The sequence below is a fragment of the Acinetobacter celticus genome, from assembly GCF_001707755.1.
GTDB classification, from domain to species: domain Bacteria; phylum Pseudomonadota; class Gammaproteobacteria; order Pseudomonadales; family Moraxellaceae; genus Acinetobacter; species Acinetobacter celticus.
The window spans coordinates 1-25,702 of sequence record NZ_MBDL01000009.1 but is presented as its reverse complement, the minus strand read 5'-3'; the positions used below and the strand labels follow the sequence as shown (position 1 = coordinate 25,702).

The 25,702-nt window shown below is 38.2% G+C and carries 30 protein-coding genes; 15 read left to right on the top strand and 15 right to left on the bottom strand.

The window, feature by feature from the left end; translation table 11 throughout:
- Window positions 1-25: 25 nt before the first annotated feature.
- From BBP83_RS06885 to BBP83_RS06840, 10 genes are all read right to left on the bottom strand, one after another.
- On the bottom strand, window positions 26-322 hold the full coding sequence (locus tag BBP83_RS06885) for a cyd operon YbgE family protein (RefSeq protein ID WP_068886859.1): 297 nt from the start codon (window positions 320-322) through the stop codon (window positions 26-28).
- A gap of 3 nt (window positions 323-325) precedes the next feature.
- Window positions 326-427: a cytochrome bd-I oxidase subunit CydX gene (cydX, locus tag BBP83_RS06880; protein WP_004653762.1), complete on the bottom strand. Its 102-nt coding sequence runs from the start codon at window positions 425-427 to the stop codon at window positions 326-328.
- Between the two features lie 23 nt (window positions 428-450).
- Window positions 451-1,596, bottom strand: a complete 1,146-nt coding sequence (gene cydB / locus BBP83_RS06875) for a cytochrome d ubiquinol oxidase subunit II (RefSeq protein ID WP_068886856.1) — start codon at window positions 1,594-1,596, stop codon at window positions 451-453.
- Entirely contained in the window at window positions 1,593-3,179 is a 1,587-nt protein-coding gene (locus BBP83_RS06870) for a cytochrome ubiquinol oxidase subunit I (protein ID WP_068886854.1), read from the bottom strand. Before BBP83_RS06870 ends, cydB begins: the two co-directional genes overlap by 4 nt.
- A complete protein-coding gene (gene cydP / locus BBP83_RS06865; protein WP_068886852.1) occupies window positions 3,179-3,370 on the bottom strand; it encodes a cytochrome oxidase putative small subunit CydP in 192 nt (63 codons plus the stop codon). Before cydP ends, BBP83_RS06870 begins: the two co-directional genes overlap by 1 nt.
- A gap of 430 nt (window positions 3,371-3,800) precedes the next feature.
- On the bottom strand, window positions 3,801-4,880 hold the full coding sequence (locus BBP83_RS06860; protein WP_068886850.1) for a porin: 1,080 nt from the start codon (window positions 4,878-4,880) through the stop codon (window positions 3,801-3,803).
- A 338-nt stretch (window positions 4,881-5,218) separates the two neighbouring features.
- The gene (locus BBP83_RS06855; RefSeq protein ID WP_068886849.1) at window positions 5,219-5,641 is read right to left on the bottom strand and encodes an HIT family protein; all 423 of its coding nucleotides are present in this window, start codon (window positions 5,639-5,641) and stop codon (window positions 5,219-5,221) included.
- A gap of 33 nt (window positions 5,642-5,674) precedes the next feature.
- Window positions 5,675-5,944, bottom strand: coding sequence for a YARHG domain-containing protein (locus tag BBP83_RS06850; protein WP_068886847.1), 270 nt, complete (start codon window positions 5,942-5,944; stop codon window positions 5,675-5,677).
- Between the two features lie 85 nt (window positions 5,945-6,029).
- Complete coding sequence (locus BBP83_RS06845; RefSeq protein WP_068886845.1) at window positions 6,030-6,902, bottom strand: NAD(P)-dependent oxidoreductase; 873 nt, start codon at window positions 6,900-6,902, stop codon at window positions 6,030-6,032.
- Window positions 6,903-6,911: 9 nt separating this feature from the next.
- Window positions 6,912-8,015, bottom strand: a complete 1,104-nt coding sequence (locus tag BBP83_RS06840) for an alpha/beta fold hydrolase (RefSeq protein ID WP_068886843.1) — start codon at window positions 8,013-8,015, stop codon at window positions 6,912-6,914.
- Window positions 8,016-8,156: 141 nt separating this feature from the next.
- Between BBP83_RS06840 and BBP83_RS06835 the strand changes: the two genes are divergently transcribed.
- The 9 genes from BBP83_RS06835 to trpB all read left to right on the top strand — a co-directional run bounded on the left by BBP83_RS06835 (window position 8,157) and on the right by trpB (window position 15,896).
- Window positions 8,157-9,344 (top strand): O-succinylhomoserine sulfhydrylase, encoded by a 1,188-nt coding sequence (locus tag BBP83_RS06835; RefSeq protein WP_068887638.1) that lies wholly within the window; start codon window positions 8,157-8,159, stop codon window positions 9,342-9,344.
- A gap of 29 nt (window positions 9,345-9,373) precedes the next feature.
- Complete coding sequence (locus tag BBP83_RS06830; protein WP_068886841.1) at window positions 9,374-9,703, top strand: YbaB/EbfC family nucleoid-associated protein; 330 nt, start codon at window positions 9,374-9,376, stop codon at window positions 9,701-9,703.
- 13 nt (window positions 9,704-9,716) lie between these two features.
- Entirely contained in the window at window positions 9,717-10,313 is a 597-nt protein-coding gene (gene recR, locus BBP83_RS06825) for a recombination mediator RecR (RefSeq protein WP_068886839.1), read from the top strand.
- Window positions 10,314-10,493: 180 nt separating this feature from the next.
- Window positions 10,494-11,636 carry a ribonuclease D gene (locus BBP83_RS06820; RefSeq protein WP_068886837.1) on the top strand — a complete coding sequence of 381 codons (1,143 nt, stop codon included), beginning with the start codon at window positions 10,494-10,496 and terminating at the stop codon, window positions 11,634-11,636.
- Between the two features lie 129 nt (window positions 11,637-11,765).
- On the top strand, window positions 11,766-12,068 hold the full coding sequence (locus tag BBP83_RS06815; RefSeq protein WP_068886835.1) for a YcgL domain-containing protein: 303 nt from the start codon (window positions 11,766-11,768) through the stop codon (window positions 12,066-12,068).
- Window positions 12,069-12,089: 21 nt separating this feature from the next.
- Window positions 12,090-12,473, top strand: coding sequence for a hypothetical protein (locus tag BBP83_RS06810; RefSeq protein ID WP_068886833.1), 384 nt, complete (start codon window positions 12,090-12,092; stop codon window positions 12,471-12,473).
- Between the two features lie 21 nt (window positions 12,474-12,494).
- Window positions 12,495-13,346: an AAA family ATPase gene (locus BBP83_RS06805; RefSeq protein WP_068886831.1), complete on the top strand. Its 852-nt coding sequence runs from the start codon at window positions 12,495-12,497 to the stop codon at window positions 13,344-13,346.
- 12 nt (window positions 13,347-13,358) lie between these two features.
- Window positions 13,359-14,546, top strand: a complete 1,188-nt coding sequence (locus BBP83_RS06800; protein WP_068886830.1) for a vWA domain-containing protein — start codon at window positions 13,359-13,361, stop codon at window positions 14,544-14,546.
- A gap of 141 nt (window positions 14,547-14,687) precedes the next feature.
- Entirely contained in the window at window positions 14,688-15,896 is a 1,209-nt protein-coding gene (trpB, locus tag BBP83_RS06795) for a tryptophan synthase subunit beta (RefSeq protein WP_068886828.1), read from the top strand.
- 235 nt (window positions 15,897-16,131) lie between these two features.
- Here trpB and BBP83_RS06790 read toward each other — a convergent pair whose 3' ends face one another.
- The 3 genes from BBP83_RS06790 to BBP83_RS06780 all read right to left on the bottom strand — a co-directional run bounded on the left by BBP83_RS06790 (window position 16,132) and on the right by BBP83_RS06780 (window position 17,434).
- Window positions 16,132-16,563, bottom strand: coding sequence for a CBS domain-containing protein (locus BBP83_RS06790; protein ID WP_068886826.1), 432 nt, complete (start codon window positions 16,561-16,563; stop codon window positions 16,132-16,134).
- A 111-nt stretch (window positions 16,564-16,674) separates the two neighbouring features.
- The gene (locus tag BBP83_RS06785; protein ID WP_068886824.1) at window positions 16,675-17,049 is read right to left on the bottom strand and encodes a DUF2750 domain-containing protein; all 375 of its coding nucleotides are present in this window, start codon (window positions 17,047-17,049) and stop codon (window positions 16,675-16,677) included.
- Between the two features lie 151 nt (window positions 17,050-17,200).
- On the bottom strand, window positions 17,201-17,434 hold the full coding sequence (locus tag BBP83_RS06780; protein ID WP_068886822.1) for an SEL1-like repeat protein: 234 nt from the start codon (window positions 17,432-17,434) through the stop codon (window positions 17,201-17,203).
- Window positions 17,435-17,667: 233 nt separating this feature from the next.
- Between BBP83_RS06780 and BBP83_RS06775 the strand changes: the two genes are divergently transcribed.
- Window positions 17,668-18,027, top strand: a complete 360-nt coding sequence (locus BBP83_RS06775; RefSeq protein WP_068886820.1) for a hypothetical protein — start codon at window positions 17,668-17,670, stop codon at window positions 18,025-18,027.
- Window positions 18,028-18,141: 114 nt separating this feature from the next.
- Entirely contained in the window at window positions 18,142-18,459 is a 318-nt protein-coding gene (locus tag BBP83_RS14970; protein ID WP_078055411.1) for a hypothetical protein, read from the top strand.
- Here the strand turns inward: BBP83_RS14970 and BBP83_RS06770 are convergent.
- Both BBP83_RS06770 and BBP83_RS06765 read right to left on the bottom strand, forming a co-directional pair.
- Window positions 18,371-19,987: a M16 family metallopeptidase gene (locus BBP83_RS06770; protein WP_171258059.1), complete on the bottom strand. Its 1,617-nt coding sequence runs from the start codon at window positions 19,985-19,987 to the stop codon at window positions 18,371-18,373. The genes BBP83_RS14970 and BBP83_RS06770 overlap by 89 nt on opposite strands.
- Window positions 19,988-19,998: 11 nt before the next feature.
- Window positions 19,999-21,309: a M16 family metallopeptidase gene (locus BBP83_RS06765; protein ID WP_141689962.1), complete on the bottom strand. Its 1,311-nt coding sequence runs from the start codon at window positions 21,307-21,309 to the stop codon at window positions 19,999-20,001.
- 270 nt (window positions 21,310-21,579) lie between these two features.
- Between BBP83_RS06765 and ftsY the strand changes: the two genes are divergently transcribed.
- The 4 genes from ftsY (at window position 21,580) to BBP83_RS06745 (ending at window position 25,182) form a co-directional block, all read left to right on the top strand.
- Window positions 21,580-22,683, top strand: a complete 1,104-nt coding sequence (gene ftsY / locus BBP83_RS06760; protein WP_068886816.1) for a signal recognition particle-docking protein FtsY — start codon at window positions 21,580-21,582, stop codon at window positions 22,681-22,683.
- 192 nt (window positions 22,684-22,875) lie between these two features.
- Window positions 22,876-23,562: a nitroreductase family protein gene (locus BBP83_RS06755; RefSeq protein WP_068886814.1), complete on the top strand. Its 687-nt coding sequence runs from the start codon at window positions 22,876-22,878 to the stop codon at window positions 23,560-23,562.
- 184 nt (window positions 23,563-23,746) lie between these two features.
- Window positions 23,747-24,340 carry a nitroreductase family protein gene (locus tag BBP83_RS06750; protein WP_068886812.1) on the top strand — a complete coding sequence of 198 codons (594 nt, stop codon included), beginning with the start codon at window positions 23,747-23,749 and terminating at the stop codon, window positions 24,338-24,340.
- Between the two features lie 179 nt (window positions 24,341-24,519).
- Entirely contained in the window at window positions 24,520-25,182 is a 663-nt protein-coding gene (locus BBP83_RS06745) for a DUF2057 family protein (protein WP_068886810.1), read from the top strand.
- The last annotated feature ends 520 nt before the right edge of the window (window positions 25,183-25,702 follow it).

Below are 25,702 nucleotides of genomic sequence, written 5' to 3'. Positions count from 1 at the left end.
TGGTCTTATTGAAGGCTTTTAAAGTTCAGGTAAAGAACCAAGTGTAGTAGCCCCAAAGCATGAGTGGCCATGCTAAATATGGGCTAAATAACCATTTCCAAAGCCAAAATCTTGGAATAAAGCCAACACCGTGAATAAAGCCACCAGAAATGCCTATCATCACGTACATCATCGTGCTGTGGCTGTATTCACCATTTGCATCCAGCATCGCTGCGGGATGAATAAGCAAAACGGCTGCAAGTGGCAATGCCAACAAAAATGAGATGGCCATTGCAAATCTATTCGGCTTTTTATCTTCGTGTGTCACTGCAACTTCAGTCATATTTTATTCCTCATCAAGGTCTTGATGATGTTCGATGTAGAGTGCACTGAGTACACCAGCAAAACAGGCCATCAAAACGCCGAGAATCCATGCAAAATACCACATAATTTAAGCTCCTGTGCATCGCCTTAATACAGCGTATGCGAATTCTCTTGAATGTGTTTGTTGGTAATGACGCCCCACATCTTATAGTAACACCATGTCGTGTAAGCAATAATGATTGGGACAAATATACCCGCAACAACGGTCATTACAGTTAGGGTATTTTTACTCGATACAGCATCCCACATGGTCAAGCTTACCGTTGGGTTAATGCTTGATGGCATAAGGAACGGGAACAGGGCAAATCCTGCTGTTAATATTGAGCCTGTTACTGCCAAGGTAGAACCTGTAAAACTCAGTCCTGCTTTATTTTTTGTAGCGGCCAAGATAATGAGCAATGCGCCCAAGATTGCTGAAATTGGTGCAAGCATGGTCACTGGATAGGTTGAATAATTATTCATCCAACCCGGATTTGCATTGGTCAGTACTTGTTTTGCTAGTGGGTTCGCAACACCATTGGTATTAAAAGGTTGTACCAATGTGTAACCTTGAATACCGCCAAAGTATAGCCAAGCGCCTGCACCTAAGAAGCAAACCAAAAAGATTATTCCCATGATTTGAGTTGCTTTGGCAGAGCGTTGGCGTAAAGCGCCATCGGTACGTAACATTAACCATGCACCACCATGCGCGCATAGCATAGATAAACTCACCAAGCCACAAACCAATGCAAAGGGGTTTAATAGCGCAAAAAAGCTACCTGTATATGTAGAACGAACCGTTTCATCTAGGGTAAAAGGTACGCCAAGGAACATATTGCCGAATGCAACACCAAACACCAGTGCAGGAACAGCACCACCAATTGCAAGACCCCAATCCCATGAGGTGCGCCATTGTGTGTTTTGTAGTTTAGAACGATAGTCAAACCCTACAGGTCGTAAAAATAAGGCAAATAAGACCAGTAATAGTGCCCAATACATGCCAGAGAAAGCTGTTGCATACACCATTGGCCATGCAGCAAATAATGCGCCACCAGCGGTTACAAACCAAACCTGATTTCCTTCCCAGTGCGGTGCAATGGTGTTAATGGCTGCACGGCGTTCATCATCTGTTTTTCCAACAAATGGCATGAGCGCCATTGAACCCATATCGAAGCCATCTGTGAGGGCAAAGCCAATCAGCAGTACGCCAACCAACACCCACCAAATTATTTTGAGTAGTTCATATTCAATCATGCTTGAGTCTCCTCATTTGCCTTGTTGGCAGCATCCAGTTTTTCAAAATGGTATTTACCTGTATGAAGTGAACTTGGGCCTAGGCGCGAGAATTTAATCATTAAGTACATTTCAATGATTAGTAACACAGTGTAGAACGATGCTAGAGCAATGATTGAGCCCCATACATCACCAGTACTTAGTGAAGATGCAGACAGGTGAGTCGGAAGTACTTCACCAATAGTCCAAGGTTGACGGCCAACTTCTGCAACATACCAGCCTGTTTGGGCTGCAATCCAAGGAAGAGGTAAGCCAAATAAGGCGAATTTTAATAACCAAGGTTTGTTTTCTGCATTGCGTTTAGCAACTGCTAAAGTTGCCAAAGCAAAGAGAAGCAACATTAAGAAGCCTGAAGCGACCATAGCGCGGAATGCCCAAAACAAACTTGGAACATGCGGAATAGTGTCTTTTGCTGCAGCTTTAATTTGTGCATCAGATGCATCTACAACATTTGGTGTGTATTTTTTAAGAAGTAAGCCATAGCCTAAGTCTTTTTGAGATTCAGCAAATGCAGCTTTTAATTCAGCAGATGTATCGCCTGCACGAAGTTTTTCTAATTGTGAGTAAGCCACCATACCATTACGGATACGATCTTCATGTTGAATAATCAGGTCTTTAATACCTGTAACTTCTTTGGTGGTTGAGCGTGTGGCAATAATCCCCATGATATATGGAATTTTAATTGCGTAGTCTGTGGTCATGGTTTCTTTATTTGGAATACCAAACAACGTAAATGGCGCAGGCGCAGGATGTGTATCCCATTCTGCTTCAATTGCGGCGAGTTTGGTTTTTTGTACGTCACCAATTTCATAACCTGATTCATCACCCAAAAGAATAACGGATAACGTTGAAGCTAGACCGAAGATGGCAGCAATGGCAAAAGAACGACGCGCAAAAGGTAAGTCACGTTTTTTCAGCATGTAATAGCTTGAAATAGCCAGTACGAAAATTGCCCCTGTGACATAACCTGCAGAAACGGTATGAACAAATTTAACTTGTGCAACTGGGTTGAAAATCAGTGCGCCGAAGTCCATCAGTTCCATACGCATGGTTTCATAGTTAAATGCTGAACCGACGGGGTTTTGCATCCATCCATTTGCCACTAGAATCCAGAGGGCTGACATATTGGAACCAATTGCAACCAGCCAAGTGACCATTAAATGTTGCACTTTGGTGAGACGATCCCATCCAAAGAAGAAAAGTCCAATAAAGGTCGATTCTAAAAAGAATGCCATGAGGCCTTCAATGGCGAGTGGTGCACCGAAAATATCACCGACATAGTGTGAATAATAGGCCCAGTTTGTTCCGAATTGGAACTCCATGGTTAAGCCTGTAGTTACCCCTAAAGCGAAGTTGATACCAAAAAGTTTACCCCAAAATTTAGTCATGTCCTTGTAGATTTCTTTGCCAGAAATCACATAGGTGGTTTCCATAATGGCAAGAATAAAGGCAAGACCTAATGTCAGTGGAACAAATATAAAGTGATACATCGCGGTCATTGCAAATTGGAACCGCGATAAATCGACCACGCTTTCAGAAATCATCAACGTGTCTCCTTGATTGGGGAAGGGTTGCCAGCGATACGCTCTGCAACTTGAGAGTCAAAATTTTTGGGAATAGTAGGGGCGTCAAACCAGATATGTTTGATGGTCAATAGAATCACTACTTTAATTATTAAAATAGCCGTGATTTCTCTGACTGTACGACGGTTAAAATCTTTGGGAACTAAGCTCATATTGATAAGCCTGTTATTTAAACTAATTACCTATTATTAACAAAAATAAACTAAAAATAAATAGAGGAAACAATTAAAATAAAAATATATTATTAATGATATTTAAAACAATGATTTAGTGTTTAAAATAGTTAAAAAATATTCTAAAATAATTTATTTTAAAGTTGAGTGAAACGGTTGTATTTATATAAAATTATTCTGACTAAATTGGTTTAGTTTCTATCATTATTAATACCAACTAAATAGCTATGATTATATTTTAAAGCCGACTAAAAGCCTTGGAATTTAATTTTAAGTTCATTTAAAATAAAAACAGCTCTCTTGAATTAAATCATAAATTGAATAAAAAACAAGCTATTTAAGTGGGAATCTAAGAAACATAAAAAAAGAACATGTAAGCATGTTCTTTTAAAGGAGGGAATTTATACGCTTAGAAGTCGTAACGTAGACCAAGAGAGAGTGCGGTTGAATTTTCGTCTGCTACACCGCTAATGCCAGCACCAAAACTACGACCTTCTTTCCATGGATTGAGCTTAGAGTTTTTGTCATTTAAAACTGTCGCTAAGTTGCCATATACACGAAGTGTGCTATCTAATTTGTGTTCGACACCAACGCCAATTAAGCTTGCATTTGCATCGTTCGCATCTACATCACGGTAGAAGTACTCACCGCGAACTGATGTTTTAGGTGTGATTTTATACTCACCAGCTAAACCAAATACTTGGGCATCTGGGTTAGCAACATTGTTATCGTGTTTTGCAATTTGATACATTGCACCAAGGTTAAATTCTTCTGTAATTTTGTATGCACCCGCTAGGCGAAATGCATCACGACTTGCGCCACCTGCGGCATTAGCAGCATTTTCATCATATTTTTCGTAAGCTGCGGCTGCATCAATTGGGCCGGCTTTATAGGTTAATGCAAGATCGTAAGCTTTGTTGTCGTCTATACCTTCACCATTCGCATCTTTATCAATTTGTGTGCCTGAATGCATAGACATGGCTGCGAGTACGTTAAAACCACCGCCAAACTTTGGTGATTTATATTCGATGGTGTTTTCATTGCGCTCATCAAATTTCAAATTACCTACACGTGTTACGTTACGCACGTCGCCGACCATGTCGCCAAAGAAGTTGATTGGGCCACGTGCTGCTTTAAATGGGCTGTCGAAACGACCGACACGTGCTTGACCGTAGGTATTGCTCTTTAGGCCGACAAATGTGTCACGAGTAGAAAAATCGACACCTTTTGAATCTTGGCTACCGCTTGCGAAGTTAACTTCTTGTTCAATTTGTGCAAAAACATTTAAATCATCATTAATTTTTTGATCGACTTTGAAACCTAAACGCGAAGAGTTAGAGGATAAGCCAACCTCGTTATAATCTTTACCATCATCTAAATAGTCTAAAGAAACGTGTGCACGACCATAAATTTTAACATCAGCGGCAGAAGCCATCACTGGTGTAAGAATAGTTGCCCCGATTGCTAGTGCACAGAGTGTTTTTTTCATTTGTAGCTCCAATAAAGACTTATTCGTCTTATCAATTCGATTTATCAGTAGCTTCGCTAAAAATAATTTCGCTATCTAATGGCGCTAAGTATTCATTACAAATAAGACAGTTCTATTAAGGAAATATTTCAAAAATATTAAAGTTAATCAGTCTTTTAAGATGGTTTTCCTGAAGTGTTTTTACATAAATATCTTTTATAAACGTATAGTTAGTGTTTTATTTTTTGTTGTATTGTGTGGTTTTTATCCATATTGGATGAATGTGCGTTGAAGGTTCATGTCATGGAAATATAAAAAAATGGAGCCGAAGCTCCATTTAAAAATTTAAAACCTATTATTTATAATGCTTCTAAAGCACTTTTAATTTGTTCAGCCTGAGCTTTAATTTTATCTTGATCGCCCATTTGTACAGCATGTTTTCCAAGTTCGTGTACTGAGCTTGGAATAAGATGGAAATGCACATGGGGCACAGTTTGGCCAGCAGATGCGCCAGACAGTTGCATGAGAACAATTCCTTGTGCACCAAGCGCAGTTTCAATGGCCTGAGCAACTTTTTGCACAATTTGTATGGTATAGGCTGCAGCTTCTGGTGCTAAATCTAATAAAGTAACAGCAGGTGTCTTCGGAATAACCAATGTATGACCTTCTGCCTGAGGCATAATGTCCATAAATGCAAGTACTTGGTCATCTTCATAAACTTTTATGGCTGGAAGTTCACCACGTAAAATTCTTGCAAAAATATTTTGGTCATCATAAACCATGATTAAATTCCTTAAACGAATACTGAAGTGTAATTATTTACAGTTTAATGCTTTTTGACGTTCACTGATCGTATCAAGACGTTGCTGTTCTTTTTCTGAAAACTTTGGCTTGGTTGTATAGCAATTGTCATTACCAAATTTAGCTTTCGCTTCAGGGTCTTTAAAACAGAAGCCTTTTGATGCGTAAATGACATCATGATCATTCTTTAACTTTTGGCATTCTTGTTCAGAAGCAAAAGCGACAGAAGATGCCCCAATAAAAGTTACGGCACTAATTAGGGCGGCAACAGAAAATTTGTTCATGAGCGTTTCCTCTAGATCTGTAACAAAATGTATTACCACATTATTACAATATTAGGTTTCATTATGGTTATGCAAGGGCGAGTTATTACTCGATTGTAATTTTACTCCATGTTTCGTACATTTTTACAACGCTTGAAAAGTCACTATTTGATTCGGCAGTATCGTTGGCAACTTGAATTAAACTTTGTGTTAAACCAATAATGGGTGCAGACAGTTTTGCTTGGCGAACCAAGTCTACAGCAATGCCTGTATCTTTTGCTAATAAGGGTAGAGCAAAGCTTAGGGGAAATGTGCGGTTCATCACGCGCTGAGGTAAAATAGTTTCAGTCGCATTGCTTTTTCCACTTGATGCATTAATACAATCTAAGGCTTCATTTAAATTCACCCCATGTGCTTTTAGGGTGCTTAAACCTTCCGTAGCAGCACAAAGATTTACAGCCATTAACATATTATTGACAGCTTTGACTGCAAAACCCGCACCAGACGCACCCACATGTTTAATTAATTTACCGAATGCTTGCACAGCGGGTAAGGCACGTTCAAAGGCTTCAGTATCACCACCAATCATCACGGTCAATGTGGCTGTTTCTGCGCCAATGGTTTGTCCACTGACTGGAGCATCTAGAAAATCAATATTTTGAATTTTTAATAGTTCAGCAAGCTTTTGAGCAGATGTAGGTACACCACTGGTACAGTCAACCCAAATTGCACCCGACTTAATATTCAAAGTTTCTATTAAGGCTTCGACGTCTGCACTGGTAGGTAAGCATGAAAAAATCACATCGGCTTGTACTGCTTGGCTTAATTCGACGGCTTGTGTGCCATATTCAATTGCATGTTGTTTGGCCTTGTCGAAATTACGATTCCAGACATACACCGTGTCAAAGTGTTTTGGTAAATGTGAGGCCATACGGTAGCCCATAGCACCTAAACCAATGAATGCAACTGATTGAATCATATTTAAATCCTAATTATCTGTTTTTAGTAAAGTTGATCTTTGTTCTAGCCACGTGGTCAGTTTTGGCCAAAAAATATTGGCGCTTTTTTGACTGGACATTAAACCCAAATGACCTCCAGGGATAAGAGTAAACGTGACATCTTGACTGCTTGTCAATTCACATAATGGTTGAGCGGCTTCGGCTGTCACAATTTGGTCGCTGGAACCCGCACCCACCAAGAGTGAGCAGCTAATATCTTTTAAGTGAACGGCTTTATCCGATAATTGAATAACGCCATTTTTTAGTGGGTTTTGTAGCCAAACGTTTAGAACCATGTCCTGATTGATCCCACCCGGATAGTCCAACATATGATTTAAAAAATCTCCCATGGTGGCATGTTCGTAGACAGTTTGAGTATTTGCCAAATTCATGAGAAATTGTTTTTGACTTTCAAACCATCCTTTAGGGTCTAAAATTTTAAAACCAAGGGCATTAATTCGACCTGATGTATGAATAAAATACTTGGGAATTTGACCGTTATAGAGGTTTTTTTGCAGCGCATGATTACGTGAAATGAGTGTATTAATTTTCTTAAAAAGTTGACCGATACGGCCTGAGGCATAGCTGTCGATTGGGCTACCTAGAACGATTAGGTTTTTAACATGTTCAGGTTGATGCAATGCGGTATACAGCGTGACAAACACACCAGCCATACTCCAACCATGTAGAGAAATATCTTTGCTTTGTGCATGCTGACAAATAGTGTTAATACAATGTGGTAAAGCATCATCAATAAATGACAGAAAATTTAAAAACCTGTCCTGATAATTGAATTTTGTCCATTCCAGTAAATACACATCAAAACCGCTGTGTTGAAAATGTTTAACCAATGAACGATATGGATAAAGATCATAAATGGCCATATTGATGGCAAGTGGGGCCACAAAGACCAAGGGTTCTTGATACTTTTTATTGGGCGAAGCATAGTACCGAATTTTACAATATTTATATTCTTCAATCACTTCATAAGGGGTGGTTTGGGAAAGAATGAGTGATTTCGCATTAAACACACGTGCTGAAAGATGCTTCAGTTTTTTTTGTTGTATTAAAAGTTTCTTTTTTATTGGATACATGTGGATAATTAGCCTCTGTCTTTGCAGGTTTGGTCGAAGTCTAATCGATATTTGCTTATTATACCTTGACCTGAAATGGCATAGACGCTCAAAATGTTGACAATTATGAACAAAAGGCAGTCTTTGGACTGAGTAATGCTGATGAGTCATCAAGACGATATAGAATACCAATTAGATACTTTAGCCATCCGTACAGGTCATACTCGTAGTTTTGAAGGCGAGCACAGTGAACCAATCTTTCTGACTTCTTCATTTGTATATGAAAACGCTGCAGAAGCGGCAGCTAAATTTTCTGGTGCAGAACCTGGCAATATTTACTCGCGTTTTACCAATCCGACTGTGGCAATGTTTGAAAAACGTCTAGCTGCTTTAGAGGGTGCTGAACGAGCTGTCGCAACAAGTACCGGTATGGCCGCGATTATGGCTGTGGCAATGGCGTTCTTGAAGTTGGGCGATCATGTCATTTGTTCACGTGCTGTATTTGGTTCTACGGTTTCTTTATTTGAAAAGTACATTGCTAAATTTGGTGTAACTGTCGACTTTGTTAATTTGTCTGACTTAAATGCATGGAAAAATGCCATTAAGCCTGAAACCAAACTCCTTTTTGTTGAGTCTCCATCGAACCCTTTGGCTGAAATTGCAGATATACAAGCCTTGGCAGATATAGCACATGCCAATGGTGCATTACTGGCAATTGATAACAGTTTCTGTACGCCAGTATTGCAACAACCGATTAAATTTGGCGCCGATTTAGTAGTTTACTCAGCCACTAAATATTTAGATGGTCAAGGTCGTGCATTGGGCGGTGCGGTTGTAGGCAATTCTAAATTATTAGAAGAGGTCTTTGGTTACGTGCGTACAACGGGTCCATCTATGAGCCCATTTAATGCATGGATTTTCTTAAAAGGCTTAGAAACATTACGTTTACGCATGAAAGCACATTCTGAGGGTGCACAAAAAATTGCAGAATTTTTAAATGCACATGCTAAGGTTGAAAAAGTTTATTATGCCGGCTTGCCAGAACATGTTGGGTATGAACTGGCTAAGAAACAACAAATGGGTTTTGGCGGTATTGTTTCATTTGAGGTGAAGGGTGGCCGTGAAGGCGCTTGGACAGTAATTGACAATACGCAGTTTATTTCCATCACAGGTAATTTAGGCGATACAAAATCGACGATTACGCATCCGGCAACCACCACGCACGGTAAACTTCCAGCCGAAGCAAAAGAAGCTGCGGGTATTCGTGAAGGATTAATTCGCTTATCTGTTGGATTGGAAGATATTGATGATATTATTCGCGATATTTCCCGTGGTTTAGATCTTATCTAATTTTAAAACGTTTTTGTTCGGAGTGATTTATGAACGTTAATATGTTAATGCAGCAAGCACAGCGCATGCAAAAAGAAGTTGAAAGCAACCTTAAAAAAGCCAAAGAGCAGCTTGCTCAAACAGAAGTTCATGCAGAAGCTGGTGGTGGTTTGGTTAAAGTAACAATGACTTGCCGTAATGTGGTTAAACGTATTGAAATTAACCCAGAATTACTTCAAGACGATGCAGACATGATTGAAGACTTAATTGCTGCGGCAATGAATGATGCTGCGCGCCAAGCAGAAGCAATTTCTGAAGAGAAAATGAAAGCTGCAAACTCTGGTATGGGCTTACCACCAGGTCTTTCTGGTTTATTCTAAGGAATAGCGACGCATGTTTAGTGATCGTTTTGATCAGCTTGTTCAAGCATTGCGTATTCTGCCAAGCGTTGGGCCAAAGTCGGCTCAACGTATGGCATTGCACTTGATCATGAGGAATAAAGAGGGTGCAATTGGTTTGGCGCATGCGCTAAATGAAGCCACCAGTTACATTCATGAATGTTCAATTTGTCATTCTTTGACGGAAGATGAAGTTTGTAATATTTGCTTATCACATGAACGTGATGATCAAATTTTATGTTTGGTTGAATCGCCTGCAGATGTTATGGCTATTGAACAAAGTGGGAGCTTTAGAGGCAAATATCATGTTCTTGGTGGGCATTTATCACCTTTAGATGGTATAGGGCCAGATGAAATAGGCATTCCATACCTACTTCAACGTTTGTCAGATGGTTGTATTAAAGAAGTGATTTTGGCGACCAATGCAACAGTCGAAGGTCAGGCAACGGCACATTATATTGTTGAAGCCGCCAAGCATTTGTCTGTACAAATGACACGAATTGCGCAAGGAGTACCGCAAGGTGGTGAGCTTGAATATGTCGATAGCCACACTTTAAGCCAAGCTGTGCATAACCGAATGCGCATGAAGTAATCGAGCGATTGTGAAGTATCTTTTACTAATAGTTTATATATATTAGTAAAAGGGCTTTTTTGACTTTAAAAACAACTATAATCTAAAAAGTATAACGAATATATCTAATTTTTTTATCGATAATTATTATATATCGGGTAAGATATTTGAAAAGAGCATCTAGCTATAGACTCGGCAGTTATGTATCAATTTATTCATCATCAGCAAGATTTACAAACCGTATACCACCTTATGGATCAGGGCACCATTTATGGGCTAGATACTGAATTTATTAAGGTAGATACCTTTTGGCCAAAATTAGGCGTATTCCAAATTAATGTGAATGGAAAGGTCTATTTACTCGATGGTACAACACTTGATTTAACTGAGTTCTGGAACAGAATTTTTGCAGCGCAACAAAATGTATTCCATGCCTGTAGTGAAGATATTGATTTAATTTATCATTATTCACAGCATAAAACCTTAGAAAATGTGTTTGACACCCAAGTAGGGATGTCATTTTTAGGGCATGGTTTACAAGTTAGCTATCAAAATGCATTAAAAACTATGTTAGATGTTGATATCGAAAAAGATCAAACCCGTTCAGATTGGTTGGCTAGACCATTGACCCCAGAACAGTTGATGTATGCAGCCAATGATGTTGAATACATCATGCAACTGTCAGAGAAAGTCAAAATAGAGTTGTCTGAAAAGCGTTTATTAGACTACGTGTTAGAAGATTGCTGTAGCCTTACCTATGAAATTGGGCAAGAAAAACCAATCTCAATGCTTTATCAGGATATGGGGAATTACCGTAATTCACGTAAACAGTTAATGCAATTGCAACAACTTGCTGTGTGGCGTGAGCAAATGGTGAAAGCGCTAAACCAACCGCGCAGTTTTATTCTTAAAAATTCCACCATGCAAGATTTGGTTGAAAAAAACCCGCGCAATACTTTTCAGTTAAGTACCATGAAAGACATTCGTACCAATATTGTGCGTGAGCATGGTAAAACTATTTTAGATTTACTGAAATTTTTACCCGAACAAGCTGAATGGCCTTTGCGTATGGCCCGTCCAATTCGACATTCATCCCGTGAAATTACCGATCGAGTTGAACAAACGATTCAAAATATTGCTGACGAAATTGCTGTGCCAAAAGAAGTGCTCATGCGCAAAAAATGGCTGAGCTCTTTATATCAGCATGTGGTTTTTCATAATGATGAGCAAGATTTACCCCAGTACTTATTGGGTTGGCGTTATGACATGTTGACCAAACCATTGATTGATGTCCTTCATTCAGATGAATCGTATCTGTCGAAACAAATGAAAGTGATGGAATAAAAAGTGTTCAAGATTGATTAAAGATCTAGCACTTATACACATTCAAGACTGATGCGTTAATAATCATTAATGTATCAGTCTTTTTTTTGATGTATGCTTTGTCTTGAGTTTTATGAGTACTGATTCAAAATGCATTGTTCTATTTACAAATCGAGCAAAAAAGGCGAAATGTATCTTTATGTTGTTCGTCCTGTCGAAAATGAAGCTGAAGCGTTTGACCCTTTAGAAGTCCTTTCTGAGCCTGTTCGAATTGCATTTGGCCGTGCAACACTGGTAATGCACTTAGAGCTAAGTGAAGCGCGGGCCTTGGCTCGTGTCAATGTCCTTCATGTGATGGACTCACTGGCAACCAAAGGCTTTTTTCTACAAATGCCTCCAGAAGGTTTAATTAATCCAAATGCTCCAGCGCCAGAAGGTTTGCGCGGTGCATAAGGTCAATTCAGGAGTTGTGAAATGAATAGTTTTTGGGCTTTATTGGACTCAATTCCTGAAGATAGCATTGCAATCACGGTTTATCTTTTGGGTAGTGTGATTGCTTTGATTTGTTGGTATGGGGTAATGAAACGAATACCGAAACCTTTTGGTGGTATTGGTTGGTTGCTCGCATTTGCGGTACTTTTGACACCAACAGTATCTGAAGGCATAAATGCCTCGGTTGCACCTGCAATTTTTGGTCTGTTATTTGGTGTGTTAACCAAAGATCAACCTTTGGTTTGGTCTAATCTATCTTTAATTTTATTTGTGATTGGTATGGGTTTAATCATTGGCTATTTTTGGTCAAAATTCAATGCAAATAAAACAGATATTTCCGTTCGTAAAAAAAGTTCACCTCTTTAAAGTAAAACAATAAGGTTTCATATGTCAGTGGATGCTCAACAATTTTCTGGTACAGATCAGTACATTGCGACTGATAGTTTAAAACTTGCTGTAAAAGCAGCCCGTAGTTTGCAAAAACCGCTTTTAGTAAAAGGTGAGCCTGGTACAGGTAAAACTTTGCTTGCAGAGCAGGTGGCTGAAAGTTTAGGTCTAAGACTGATTACTTGGCATATCAAGTCAACAACCAAAGCACAGCAAGGTTTGTATGAATACGATGCTGTTTCACGTTTGCGTGATAGTCAGCTCGGTGATGACCGTGTTTATGATATTAAAAATTATATTAAACCGGGGAAATTATGGGAAGCATTTACCAGTGACGAACGTTGCGTTTTATTGATTGATGAAATTGATAAGGCGGATATTGAATTTCCAAATGACTTGTTGCATGAACTGGATAAAATGTCGTTTTATGTTTATGAAACTGGCGAAACCATTACTGCAATACAACGTCCAATTGTCATTATTACATCAAATAATGAAAAAGAATTACCTGATGCATTTTTGCGTCGTTGCTTCTTTCATTATATTGAATTCCCAGATGAAGCAACCATGCGTGAAATTATTGATGTGCATTTTCATAATATTTCTGCAACGTTGGTGTCAGAAGCTTTACAGGTCTTCTTCAAATTACGCCAAATTCCAGGCTTAAAGAAACCACCATCTACCTCTGAGTTGATTGATTGGTTAAGTTTGTTAATGGCCGATGATATGCCAGAAGATGTTTTGCGTAATAAGGATAAATCGAAAGCAATTCCACCGCTATATGGTGCGTTAATTAAAAATGAGCAAGATGTGCAACTTCTTGAGCGTTTAGCATTCATGTCACGTCGATAAGGGAGAACACGCATGTTTGTGCGATTGTTTTATACCTTAAGAAAATATGGTGTACCCGTTTCTACGCGTGAACTCATCGATTTAAATGAGGCGGTCGTTGCGGGTATTGTTTTTGCTGATCAAGATGAATTCTATCAATTGGCAAGAACGGTCATGGTTAAAGATGAACGATTTTTTGACAAATTTGACCGAGCCATGAAAGATTATTTTGATGGGATTGCCACCTTCGATTTAGATGAGTTATTGAAGCAAGTACATCAATTACCCAAAGACTGGTTTGATTTAGAATTGCTTGAAAAGCATTTAACCCCAGAACAACGTGAAGAACTGAAAAAAGCGGGATCCCTTGAAGAATTGATGAAAATGCTGGAAGAGCGTCTGCGCGAACAGCATAAAAAGCATCAAGGCGGTAACCGTATGATTGGTACGGGGGGAACATCACCATTTGGCGCATTTGGCGATCATCCAGAGGGTGTTCGTATTGGTGGGCCTGGGCGTAAAAAATCTGCTGTTAAAGTTTGGGAACAACGTCAATATCGAAATTTAGATGATGATCAGATTTTGGGTAGTCGCCAGATGCAGATGGCACTGCGTCGATTACGCAAATTTGCCCGTCAAGGTGCAGCGGATGAGCTAGACATTGATGGCACTATTCGCGAAACAGCCAAGCAGGGTATTTTGGATGTGCAACTGGTTCCAGAGCGCCGTAACCGTGTAAAAGTTTTAATGCTTTTTGATGTGGGTGGTTCGATGGATTCGCATATTGCACAATGTGAAAAACTATTTAGTGCTGCAAAAACTGAATTTAAGACCTTGGACTATTTTTATTTCCATAATTGCTTATATGACTATGTATGGAAAGATAATGTTCGTCGTTCCAATACACGTATGAACACTTGGGATTTATTTAATACCTATGGTCGTGATTATCGTGTCATTGTCGTGGGTGATGCCAGTATGGCGCCTTATGAGGTTGTATCGGTTGGTGGTTCAGTTGAATATATGAATGATGAGTCGGGTCAAGTCTGGCTACAACGTTTACGGCAACATTTTGATAAAACGGCTTGGTTAAATCCAGAAGCGGAAGACTATTGGCACTATACGCAAAGTATTGGCATCATTAAGCAAATTTTTGAAAATCATATGTTCCCAATGACCTTAAAAGGTGTTGAGGATATGACCAAATATTTGGCGCGTTAGGCTTAAAAAACATTTAAATCTAGATTTAAAAATGAGACTGCTTTGATCGAAAAAAATGGGTTTGGACTTGTTGCTTAAAGTCAAAGTTCGTTACTATCGGGGCAGTTTTTTTTTATTGTTGATTGAAAACAGGGAAGTAAAATGGCACATCAAATTAATGGTATTGCATTACCCAATGAGGACGGTTTTTTTGGACAGTATGGTGGTCAGTTTATTCCGCCAGATTTAAAGCAAGCCATGGATGATATTAACGTTGCTTATGAGCACATTCGTCATACCGCAGAATTTCAAAATGAATTAAGTGATTTGTTTGCGCATTATGTGGGTAGACCCAGCCCACTATTTTATGCAAAGCGTTTAACGAATCAGTTGGGTGGTGCACAAATTTATTTAAAGCGTGAAGACTTAAACCATACGGGTGCGCATAAAATTAATCACTGCTTGGGCGAAGCACTGTTAGCAAAATATATGGGGAAAACCAAAGTCATTGCTGAAACTGGAGCGGGTCAGCATGGGGTGGCTTTGGCCACAGCTTGTGCTTTGGTTGGTATTCCATGTGAAATTCATATGGGGCAAGTCGATATTGAAAAAGAGCATCCGAATGTTGTAAAAATGAAAATTTTGGGTGCAACACTTATTTCGGTGACACGTGGTACAGCGACTTTAAAAGATGCAGTAGATAGTGCATTTGAAGAATATTTAAAAGATCCTCAAAACTATATTTATGCAATTGGTTCTGTGGTTGGCCCACATCCATTTCCAATGATGGTTCGTGATTTTCAAGCCATTATTGGTGATGAAATTAAAGTTCAAACCAATGAGCGCTTTGGTGCAAACCCTGACTATGTAGTGGCTTGTGTCGGTGGTGGTTCAAACGCATTAGGTGCTTTTACGGCATTTTTAAATGATGAAGATGTGAAGTTGGTTGGTGTAGAACCTGCGGGGCATGGCTTAGATACTCATATGCATTCTGCAACCTTAACTTTAGGTAAGCCAAGCCATATTCATGGGATGGCATGTTATGTTTTAGAAGATGAACAGGGTGAGCCATTACCTGTGCATTCTATTGCTTCGGGTTTAGATTACCCAGGTGTTGGCCCACAGCACAGTTTATTAAAAGATTTAGGTCGCGTGGAATATTCCACAGCCACAGATCAAGAGTGTCTAGATGCATTTATGATTTTGTCACGGGTAGAGGGGATTGTTCCTGCGCTAGAAAGTGCACACGCTGTGGCTTGGGCACTACGTGAAGCACCAAAAATGGCAAAAGAGATTAAAATTGTTGTGAATGTTTCTGGTCGTGGCGATAAAGATGCAGACTATGTAGCGGCAAAATTAGGTTTGAATTAATACCCCCCCATATTATTCGTGATACAAAAAAATCCCAGTGAAAAGAATTGGGATTTTTTTGTAAGATTTACAGGGAAGTAGTCTCTAATCTTGGTTTATATATTTTTTAGCTAAAAAATTATACTTTGTAATTTTGATGTCATTACATTGTCATGCTTTTCTATGAGAGAAAGTTATTAGACACATCCTCTTTCTTTATTGAAAAAGGATGTGTCGTTAAAATTGAGAGATTGAATTAGCCAGAAATATATTGCTGTAATTGATCAATCAGTTTTTTCTGATCTTCCATCGCGGCCTTGACCAAGTCACCAATAGAAATCAAACCAATGAGCGTCCCATTTTCAACAATAGGCAAGTGGCGTAAATGTTTATCTGTGATCAGCTCTAAACATTCTTCTACCGTAAAGGCACGGGTAATGGTCAGAACTTTGGCTGTCATAATTTCATTGACTGTGGTGTTGAACGAGGTACGTTCCATAAGTGCAATCTTACGGGTGTAATCTCGTTCAGATAAAATACCCACAACGCTATCTTCATGGGTTACAACAAGTGCGCCAATCTCTTTTTCTGCCATGAGGGAAATAGCTTCGAGTACCGTAGCATCTGGAGCAATGGTATATACAGCTTGTTCTGGTTTGTTGTGTAGTACTTGAGCAACTGTTGTCATCTTTGTTTGTCCCCGAGATTTGTTATTTCTTTTAAGTTAACTTGAATCATAAAAAAAGCAAATACTGAACGTTCACAATTTTTTATTTCTTGAATAAATTCCCATTTTCTCCTATGCAAAATTTATTTGTTGAGTCGAAAAGAAGAAATGACGCATTTGTTGGGTGGTGAGTTTTAATTTTTTATTACTGGCATTACAAAGTGCAGGAGTCACTTTTAATCGGGTTAGTGTAGGAAGTAATGAGTTTTCAAAATCTTTGGGGGTGATGCGTTTAGGTGTGTAATTGGGCCAATGTTTTTTTGCGTATTTATGTGCTTGTAAACCATTGAGCCAAAAAGGAAATATACAGTCCTCTGCGTCTTTAGTCATGGCCCAACCCTCATTGTATAAGCCCCAAAGTACACCGCAATACATCATGGTTTTTAAAATTTTAATTTTAAAAAATAAATCTGTAGAGATAGGTTGTAATTGATTAATCTGCGACATGATTTTCTGTTTGTTGCTTTGGTGATTCTATTGTAAAAACATTAGATTAAATTACTGTGTAAGCTTTGCAGAAAAACGTAAGAAAATATGTATATAAGATATTAGAGTATAAAAAATAGGCGTAAAAAAACGCCACCTAGGCGACGTTTCGTTATGCTTGTAATGTGGCCATCTTTTGCCAGTACTGTGCTTTTAGGGAATCGCGTTCTACGCGGAAACCTTGATAGTAAAGCTCTGCTAAAAATAACGCCGCTTTACCATGACCTGCGCGTGCAGCTTCTTCCAATTCTTTTACAGCATCTACAAAGTTCATTTGATGTTGAATCGTATTTACCGCATTTGCATATACATGTTCTAGGTCATATGCAGGGATTTGTTGCATCATATTAAACTCCTTATCTTTCTAATTATGATTACATCTGGATAGGTGCCTATTTCGCCCTATCATTACTTACTTTAATTAAGTATTGTTTCATTAGTATTACAAATAAGTTGAAATGTCAACAAAATATGCAGAATGTTAGCTTTAAGTCGCTGTTTACATGATTAAACAATGATCGCTTTGAATTTTTATTAATATGTTTAGATAAGAATACGTTAATAACAAGGAGAAGTATGATGACTAAAACTTTAGATGGTTTGACCTTTGATATGCCTCCTTCGGCAGATCAAATTATTGCGTTGGCACATTTGCATCGCCAAAGGCTAGATGAAGCAATTTTTCATCAAGAAATTCATTTAGGTGATTTTGGTTTGGCGCAACGTAAGAGAGTGTATGATTTTACTCGCGAGCTAGATGTGCAACAACGTGAAGATTTTTACGGCATGTATAATGGAGAGCTGTTACGTATTGCAGATGAGGATGATTTACATCCTGTGCATGCGGAAGGTGGGATGAGTATTTTTACCATCTGTTTGGTTTTGGCTATTATTGGACTCATCTTTTATTTTGCAGTTATTCAACGTATAACGAATTAGTTTTCAAATATGTATTTAAGTTGTGCTATAGGTGCAGAGTGCCTGAGAAGTAAGCATTCTGAGCTTGAACTTATTGAAATGTAGCCATACACTACTTTGAATTCGAGGTAGTGTATGTCTATTGGTTTAGAAAAAATTCTTCAGATCAAATCAAAACTTAAGCTAGAACAGCTTTACAATATCTTCATTAGTTTAATTGTTGTGCTTATTCTTATCTTGGCTTTTCTTGCTTTAAAGCGTCCAATTTCTGTGCAACAATTTCATAATGTTTTGAAAGTTTCAGAACAACAAAACTGTCCTGAATCGCAAGAGATGGCAATTGTGTTAAGTCAAAAACATCAGGTCAATATGGGGCAGTATTTGAAGTTAATGCAGGCTTATCATTCTGAGACTGTGCAGGTGCATCAACTTCCGCCTTTGGCTGAGCAATAGTTTGAATTGGCTGAGATGAGATTAATGGAGCTGAGTCTTTAGGGGATAAAGGTTCACTTTGTTGATGATTGAGTAAAATATCTTTTAAATTGGTTTTATTAAGTTCTTTGCTAACCACAATCAAAGTCATTTGCTCTGGATGTAAATGCTTGCGCACTGCGTTTTGTACATCTTCTGCTGTTATTTTTTCTAATAGTTTTGGGTATTCATCTAAATAATCTGCTGAATGAACGTAAAACCCGAGTGAACCTAATTGTGCATTAATGGAACGATTACTACTGTAATTGTTTGGAAAGGCACGTAGCATACCAGCCTTGGTTTCTTCTAATTGCTCGCGGTCAATGGTTTTTTGTACAAACTGAGTTAAAGCCTGATAAGCAACTTTAATACTCTCTATTAATTGGTCTTGGCGTGTGGAATAGCTAAAGCTAAAAGTACCAGGCGCTTGGCTGAAACTAAAAGAGCTATAAGCACCATAGGTGTAGCCACGTTTAATGCGTAATTCCTGCATAAGAATAGAATTAAAGCCACCACCAAACATACGGTTCGCAATTTCAAGGGCTAAGCGATCTGGATCATTTCGTGTTGTGCCAAGTTGTCCAAACATGACATGTCCTTGTGATGAATCATAAGGAATATGCACAATATTTAATGTGGTTTTGGGTTGGGGTAGCGCTAATGGTTGTGCTTTTCCCCCTTGTTTTAGATGCGCTGAAATACGCTTTGATAAACTGCGCGCTTCTTTCGTTGTGAGTTTTCCTGTAATGGCAATATTCATGTTCTGTGCAACAATAAATTGATCGCGGAATTGTTTTAAATCATCCGACGTAATTTTTTTAAGGCCACCATTGGTGCCTGTAATGGGCTGTGCATAAGGATGTGATCCATAGATTTCACGATAAAATTTGATACTCATTAAACGGCTCGGACTTTCTTTTAATTGTTTTTGTCCGACTTGAGTGTTGCTTACAGCCAGATTAATACTGTTATTTTTAAATGTTGCATGATTGAGCACCTCTAACATCATGCTGAGCGCTGGTTCTAGTTTTTTTGGGTCTGACAACACTCTAAGGTGGACAATAAACATATCTCGGTAAGCTTGAATACTAAATTGTGCGCCAGATTGTTCAAATGCGTTGATAATCTGATAGGCATTGTATTTTTCAGTGCCTTCATCCATGAGGTTGGCAGCCATATTGGATAAGCCATACAAACCTTGACCAATTTCTAAATCACGTGCTGATCCTGCATTGAATGTCAGTTGAATATCAACCATGGGTAAATCTTGAGATTCAACAAATAAGCTTCGGACAGCATTGTGGTTCTTGAGGTCTTGGACATAAGGTGCGTGGAATTCCTGATTGTTGTTGATATTTTTAAGGCTTTGTAAGAGTGGAATAGATTGTAGTTGGTTTGAATTGTCATGAATGATAGTTTCTGGGTTAAAATCGTTATCTAGCTGTTCTGCGAAAGTGGTGCAAGTGCCTGCTAAAGTTGCCAAAAAAAGAATAACTGAAATTTTTCGCATGAGATTCCCCATTATTTTGTTGGCACTTCGGGCGAAAGGTAAAGTGTGCTTAAATTATCTTTCACAAAATAGACATTGGCGACACGCTGAATATCTTGCGGGCTAACACTTTTATAATGTTTTGCTAATTCATCCATTAAACGATAGCTCAAACCATTTACCTCAAGGTTGCCAATCATTTTGGCTTGTCCTGCAATATCGTCCTGATTAAAAATTAAATTGGAAATAAATTTGGCCGAAATACGTGTCATTTCTTGAGGATGAATCAATTCTGTTTTTAATAAATCAATTTCTGCCTGAATGGCTTTTTGCGCATCTTGCAGTGAAACACCTTCCGCGGGTAAGGCTGAAATACTAAACAAGCTGTCACCACGGTTATATGGGTCGTAAGATAGACTTAAGGCAGTTAACGTTTTTTTCTGGCGAACGAGACGCTCTTGTAAGCGCGATGAAATACCGCTATCTAAAATATTGCGAATGATATTGAGTGTATAAGCATCCTGTGGGTCTTTGGCTGTAACCAATGAGCGGACATTCCATGCCATATATAAATTCGGTACTTGCACGGTAGAATTGATTTCCATATGGCGGTAGCCCACGCGTTCAAATTCTAAAACGTCATTACGAGGTGGCGTTTTTTTAGCTTTAATGTCGCCGAAATATTTCTGTACTTGATAAATAGCACTTTCAGAATCTACATCACCAACAATAACTAAAATGGCGTTATTGGGCGTATACCAGTTTTTGTACCAATTTTTTAAATCATCTAATTGAATATTTTGTAAATTTTTCATATGGCCAATAATGGGTTGGCGGTAATGACTGGTTGGATAAGCAATCCATTTAAAACGTTCAAAAGCCAACGAACGGGGATTATCATCGGTGCGAAGTCGTCGTTCTTCCATGACAACTTTCATTTCAGGCTCAAAGTCTTGTTGTCGCAACAGCAGATTGCTCATGCGGTCTGCTTCTAGTTCCAAGGCCATTGGAAAATAGGTCTTGGGATAGAGTTGATAATAATTGGTGTAATTGGTAGATGTTGCAGCATTAATACTGCCCCCATAAATGCGACTAAGGCGAGTAAACTCATCTTTGGGGACTTTATTGGCGCCTTTAAACATCATATGTTCAAGTGCGTGAGAGATGCCTAAAATATTTCCAGATTCATCGCTACTGCCCACTTTATACCAAATTTGCGTCATGACCATGGGAGAACGATGATCTTCACGAATAATGACTTTTAAGCCATTTGTTAAAGTGGTTTCAAATGTTGTTGGTGTCAGTTGACTTCGTGTTTCTGCATAGGCAGTTGAGTACACCATTCCTAAGCCGATACAAATGGAACTGGCACAAAAAATACAATATTTAAAAAAATGATAAAAAGTGACAGGATTTAATATATTTTTGGACATCAGTATTCCAAATGAAAAATCATACTATTTGTCTCTATTCTTTAGAAACCACAATTTTAACGCAAGTACAGGTTGTTGTTTTTTGGTGTGTTGCCGATTGAACCTTTGGGAAAGGGCCAAAAATAAAGAACTTATGTTAGAATCAGCTTCTTTTAACGCGATGCTTTTCAAGGATTCGGCATGCAACAGCAATCTAATGGGCAAAATAATTTTTTGATTGATGCTGATATTGGAGATGATGATGTCACATTACCAAGTTTACCTGCAGTCAATGTGCCAATTATAGAAACACCAAAAGAGCAAATAGCTGTTTCTGAATCTGTAGCATTAGAAGTGGCGCCAGAAGAAACACCGACTAAAGGTGGCTTTTTTGGGCGGATGAAAGAAGGTTTAACCAAAACACGTAAGAGCTTTACCGATGGTATGGTCAATATTTTGATCGGTGGTAAAGAAATTGACGATGAGTTGCTTGAAGAGGTTGAAGAGCAGTTATTGGTTGCAGATATTGGTGTAGAAGCAACAAAAACCATTATTGCAAACTTAACAGAGCGAACTGCACGTGGCGATTTAATTTATTCACATGCCTTGTATAAAGCGCTTCAAGAAGAATTAGTCGCATTGCTTGCACCACGTGTTAAACCTTTGCATATTGATCCGAATAAAGGTCCATATGTTATTTTGGTGGTTGGTGTGAATGGTGTGGGGAAAACCACCACTATTGGTAAATTAGCTAAACGCTTACAAGGTGAAGGTAAAAAAGTCATGTTAGCGGCAGGGGATACATTCCGTGCAGCGGCAACAGAACAACTTCAAATTTGGGGCGAACGCAATAATATTGCAGTGGTTGCCCAAGGTCATGGAGCAGACAGCGCATCTGTTATTTTTGATGCTTTTGAAAGTGCTCGTGCTAAAGGCGTTGACGTATTAATTGCAGATACTGCGGGTCGTTTGCATAATAAAAGTCATTTGATGCAAGAGTTGACCAAAGTAAAACGCGTCATGCAAAAAATTGATGCAACCGCACCGCATGAAGTGATGTTGGTCGTCGATGCGGGTACAGGGCAAAATGCGATTAATCAGGTTGAAATGTTTGATGAAGCCGTAGGCCTAACAGGGATTACCATTACTAAACTTGATGGTACTGCAAAAGGTGGTGTGCTATTTAATATTGCCAGCCGTACACATGTACCCATCCGTTTCATTGGTGTGGGAGAGAAAATTGATGATTTACGTCCATTCTCTGCCAAGTCTTTTGTTGCAGCACTTTTTGAAACAGACAAATAGATTAGATTTTTTTGCTCTGTCATAATGCTTGATCAATCACATAAACTCCGCTAAATGCGGAGTTTATTGTTTTTTAGTTAACTGATTGATTTAAAAAACATCATAAAGGTGGAAACAATCGTATAAAGCATAACGTTAATTATTAGAATAGGATATTTGTTGTTTCGTCATTTTTGACATTTGGGGATTGTTGTGGATTTATTTAATAAAATTGGTGCCGTACTAACTACAGATTTAACCAAAGACTTTAAATTCAAAAAAAAACCAAGTAATGCTCCTTTTGAAATTACATTTGTTGACCAGTTAAAGAAAAGACGCAGTGTGTATCAATTGGGGAAAAAGGTTCATTACAGTCAGGCATATATTGCAGAGCTTATTCAAGAATCTGTTAGAAGTTGTCCTTCTGCCTATAATTCACAAAGTACCCGAATTGTGGTGTTATTTGGAGAATCCCATCAAAGCTTTTGGGACATCGTCAAAGAAATTCAAAAACGTCATGTACCCAGTACAATTTTTGAAGGTGTAGAAATTAAAATTGACCAATGCGCAGATGCTTTTGGCACCGTATTGTTCTATGAAGATCAAAATACCATTCAACAATTACAGAAAAAGGTGCCATTTAGTGCATCTGATTTTCCAGTTTGGTCTGAACAAACTTCGGGTATGGCTCAATTTGCCATCTGGACGTCATTGGCAGATTCAGGTTTAGGCGCATCGTTACAACATTATAATCCTTCGGTCGATCGTGCTGTTGCCGATTATTTTGGTATCGCTTCAAATTGGTTAATGAGAGCGCAATTGGTATTTGGTTCTATTGAGGGTCAAGTTGCAGAAAAAGAAGAAACTAATGATCAAGATAGATTTCGAGTGTATATCTAAAAATGAGGAACTTATTGGCAACATTTAATTGAATGCAGAACAATGAAATGTGTTTATTTACAATGAAACGATTGTTCTAAAAATAAAACACTATGTCATATTTTTAGTTGTGTTTATAACAAGATATTGGCATATGATGCGTTCATCAAGTTTCTATGTATGAAAATAACAAAGAGGTTTCTAAATGTCGTTTTTAGATCAGATTAAACAGCGCCGTACAATTTATGCAGTGGGTAAAAATGTAACATTGGATCAAGATGTCATTGAGCAGACGATCCAAGAGGCAGTACGTTTTAGTCCTTCAGCGTTTAATTCACAAACTTCACGTATCGTAACTTTGTATGGTGAGTCACATCATAAATTTTGGAATATTGTGCGTGAAAATTTACGTAAAATTGTTCCAGCAAGTGCTTTTGCAAGTACAGATGCAAAAATCAGTAGTTTTGAAGCAGGTTTTGGTACGGTTTTATTCTATGAAGATCAAGACACAGTAAAAGCACTACAAGAACAGTTTGCTTTATATGCTGATAACTTCCCGGTATGGTCTGAGCATTCAACGGGTATTGCACAGTTTTCAGTTTGGACAGCCTTATCTGAAAAAAATATCGGAGCATCTTTACAGCATTACAATCCAATTGTTGATGCTGAGGTTGCACAGATGTTTGATATTCCTGAAAATTGGAAATTACGTGCACAACTGGTGTTTGGTTCAATCGAATCATCAGCGGGCGAAAAAACATTTATTGAAAATAGTGAACGTTTTAAAAGTTTTAACTAATATTTTAAAATGTCATGTGATATTTAAAAGAGTGCTTTAAGCACTCTTTTTTATTGGGTAAACAATTGAACTTGATAGCAAGCTTATATCAATTTGGTTTCAGCCTATAACTGTCACGAAAATGTCATTAATCCATTGCACTATGTAATCAAAATTTAGCATTGAAAAAGAGTATATAAATGGCTTTTAGATTTACTGTAGCGGTCTTGGCATTTATGGTGAGTGGTGTAGCATTTTCGGCCGTAACAGTTACAGCCCCAGAAGAAATTAAAGTAATTGCTGTTAATGGGCAGGAAGTTAGCAGTGGATTTTTACGTAAAAATAATCAATACAAAATAGATGCAGGTGAAAACACGATTCATGTTCGATACACTGAATTTTTCCAGCATGCTGATAATTCACATGACATTTTGAAGTCGGGTGTGGTTGCTGTAAAAACTCCTGCATTAACAGATGGCGCCATTTATCATTTGGCATTAATTCAAGCTCCTCAAGATTTTGATGAAGCTCAGAAATATAAAGATCAGCCTATCATTGGCTTATATGATCAAAAAAATACATTACTTGTTCAGCAAGCTGGTGCTAAAACTAATCAAAAAAATTGGTTAGGCGAGAACCTATTTAGTGACTCCGCCACAGATTTAACCAAAAACAAAGTGTCAGTGCTTGTTAATCAACCAGCGCCTATTTACACTTCAGCAATCAATACGAATAAGAGTGTCTCTTTTTCTACAAATAGCAACACAGCATTTTCCGATCAGCAACTTATTCAACTTTGGCAAAAGTCATCTAAACAAGATCGTCAAAAATTTATGTCTTGGTTAGCAGAGCAGACGAATTAATCAATGAGTTGTGTATAAATTAAAAAAAGGTCAATAAATACTGGTCTTTTTTATATGCCATCAGCCCTTTAAGTGTGTAAGTAAGTAAAATAAAATGCTATACAAAAGCCAATTATTGAGCTAAAAATAGCATCTTGGGTTAAAAAACAGACAAAAGATTAATGTTTTCTAATTTAATTAGGAAAAGGGGTTGCGCTTGTTTTTAAAGTGTATAGAATAGCGTCCATCAACACGACAAACGAAACAAATTGTTGAATTTGAAGTGTTAAACTTGCTGGTGACGAACCAGTGAGAAGATCATTAAGAGCTTATGAAGAACAACTTGTGTGGATTTTTACTGATTGATTGATCGAAATTATTTTCATTGATTGATGGTAGAAATTACTCGAAGTTTATTTGAGAAATATTTGTCAGAAAATTGATGAGCCAAGATTGGTGCCCTTTAAGGCACTAAGCAATATTAAACTGAAGAGTTTGATCATGGCTCAGATTGAACGCTGGCGGCAGGCTTAACACATGC

Bases quoted from the DNA above. Each gene is read 5' to 3' on its own strand.
- BBP83_RS06860 (WP_068886850.1), bottom strand. From the start codon at position 4,880: ATGAAAAAAACACTCTGTGCACTAGCAATCGGGGCAACTATTCTTACA.
- BBP83_RS06790 (WP_068886826.1), bottom strand. From the start codon at position 16,563: ATGACAACAGTTGCTCAAGTACTACACAACAAACCAGAACAAGCTGTA.
- cydB (WP_068886856.1), bottom strand. From the start codon at position 1,596: ATGATTGAATATGAACTACTCAAAATAATTTGGTGGGTGTTGGTTGGC.
- BBP83_RS06885 (WP_068886859.1), bottom strand. From the start codon at position 322: ATGACTGAAGTTGCAGTGACACACGAAGATAAAAAGCCGAATAGATTT.
- BBP83_RS06745 (WP_068886810.1), top strand. From the start codon at position 24,520: ATGGCTTTTAGATTTACTGTAGCGGTCTTGGCATTTATGGTGAGTGGT.
- ftsY (WP_068886816.1), top strand. From the start codon at position 21,580: ATGCAACAGCAATCTAATGGGCAAAATAATTTTTTGATTGATGCTGAT.
- BBP83_RS06815 (WP_068886835.1), top strand. From the start codon at position 11,766: ATGCATTGTTCTATTTACAAATCGAGCAAAAAAGGCGAAATGTATCTT.
- cydX (WP_004653762.1), bottom strand. From the start codon at position 427: ATGTGGTATTTTGCATGGATTCTCGGCGTTTTGATGGCCTGTTTTGCT.
- BBP83_RS14970 (WP_078055411.1), top strand. From the start codon at position 18,142: ATGTCTATTGGTTTAGAAAAAATTCTTCAGATCAAATCAAAACTTAAG.
- BBP83_RS06785 (WP_068886824.1), bottom strand. From the start codon at position 17,049: ATGTCGCAGATTAATCAATTACAACCTATCTCTACAGATTTATTTTTT.
- BBP83_RS06835 (WP_068887638.1), top strand. From the start codon at position 8,157: ATGAGTCATCAAGACGATATAGAATACCAATTAGATACTTTAGCCATC.
- BBP83_RS06810 (WP_068886833.1), top strand. From the start codon at position 12,090: ATGAATAGTTTTTGGGCTTTATTGGACTCAATTCCTGAAGATAGCATT.
- BBP83_RS06820 (WP_068886837.1), top strand. From the start codon at position 10,494: ATGTATCAATTTATTCATCATCAGCAAGATTTACAAACCGTATACCAC.
- BBP83_RS06750 (WP_068886812.1), top strand. From the start codon at position 23,747: ATGTCGTTTTTAGATCAGATTAAACAGCGCCGTACAATTTATGCAGTG.
- trpB (WP_068886828.1), top strand. From the start codon at position 14,688: ATGGCACATCAAATTAATGGTATTGCATTACCCAATGAGGACGGTTTT.
- BBP83_RS06840 (WP_068886843.1), bottom strand. From the start codon at position 8,015: ATGTATCCAATAAAAAAGAAACTTTTAATACAACAAAAAAAACTGAAG.
- BBP83_RS06870 (WP_068886854.1), bottom strand. From the start codon at position 3,179: ATGATTTCTGAAAGCGTGGTCGATTTATCGCGGTTCCAATTTGCAATG.
- BBP83_RS06845 (WP_068886845.1), bottom strand. From the start codon at position 6,902: ATGATTCAATCAGTTGCATTCATTGGTTTAGGTGCTATGGGCTACCGT.
- BBP83_RS06770 (WP_171258059.1), bottom strand. From the start codon at position 19,987: ATGCGAAAAATTTCAGTTATTCTTTTTTTGGCAACTTTAGCAGGCACT.
- BBP83_RS06780 (WP_068886822.1), bottom strand. From the start codon at position 17,434: ATGATGCAACAAATCCCTGCATATGACCTAGAACATGTATATGCAAAT.
- BBP83_RS06850 (WP_068886847.1), bottom strand. From the start codon at position 5,944: ATGAACAAATTTTCTGTTGCCGCCCTAATTAGTGCCGTAACTTTTATT.
- BBP83_RS06775 (WP_068886820.1), top strand. From the start codon at position 17,668: ATGACTAAAACTTTAGATGGTTTGACCTTTGATATGCCTCCTTCGGCA.
- BBP83_RS06800 (WP_068886830.1), top strand. From the start codon at position 13,359: ATGTTTGTGCGATTGTTTTATACCTTAAGAAAATATGGTGTACCCGTT.
- BBP83_RS06805 (WP_068886831.1), top strand. From the start codon at position 12,495: ATGTCAGTGGATGCTCAACAATTTTCTGGTACAGATCAGTACATTGCG.
- BBP83_RS06765 (WP_141689962.1), bottom strand. From the start codon at position 21,309: ATGGTGTACTCAACTGCCTATGCAGAAACACGAAGTCAACTGACACCA.
- BBP83_RS06830 (WP_068886841.1), top strand. From the start codon at position 9,374: ATGAACGTTAATATGTTAATGCAGCAAGCACAGCGCATGCAAAAAGAA.
- BBP83_RS06855 (WP_068886849.1), bottom strand. From the start codon at position 5,641: ATGGTTTATGATGACCAAAATATTTTTGCAAGAATTTTACGTGGTGAA.
- recR (WP_068886839.1), top strand. From the start codon at position 9,717: ATGTTTAGTGATCGTTTTGATCAGCTTGTTCAAGCATTGCGTATTCTG.
- cydP (WP_068886852.1), bottom strand. From the start codon at position 3,370: ATGAGCTTAGTTCCCAAAGATTTTAACCGTCGTACAGTCAGAGAAATC.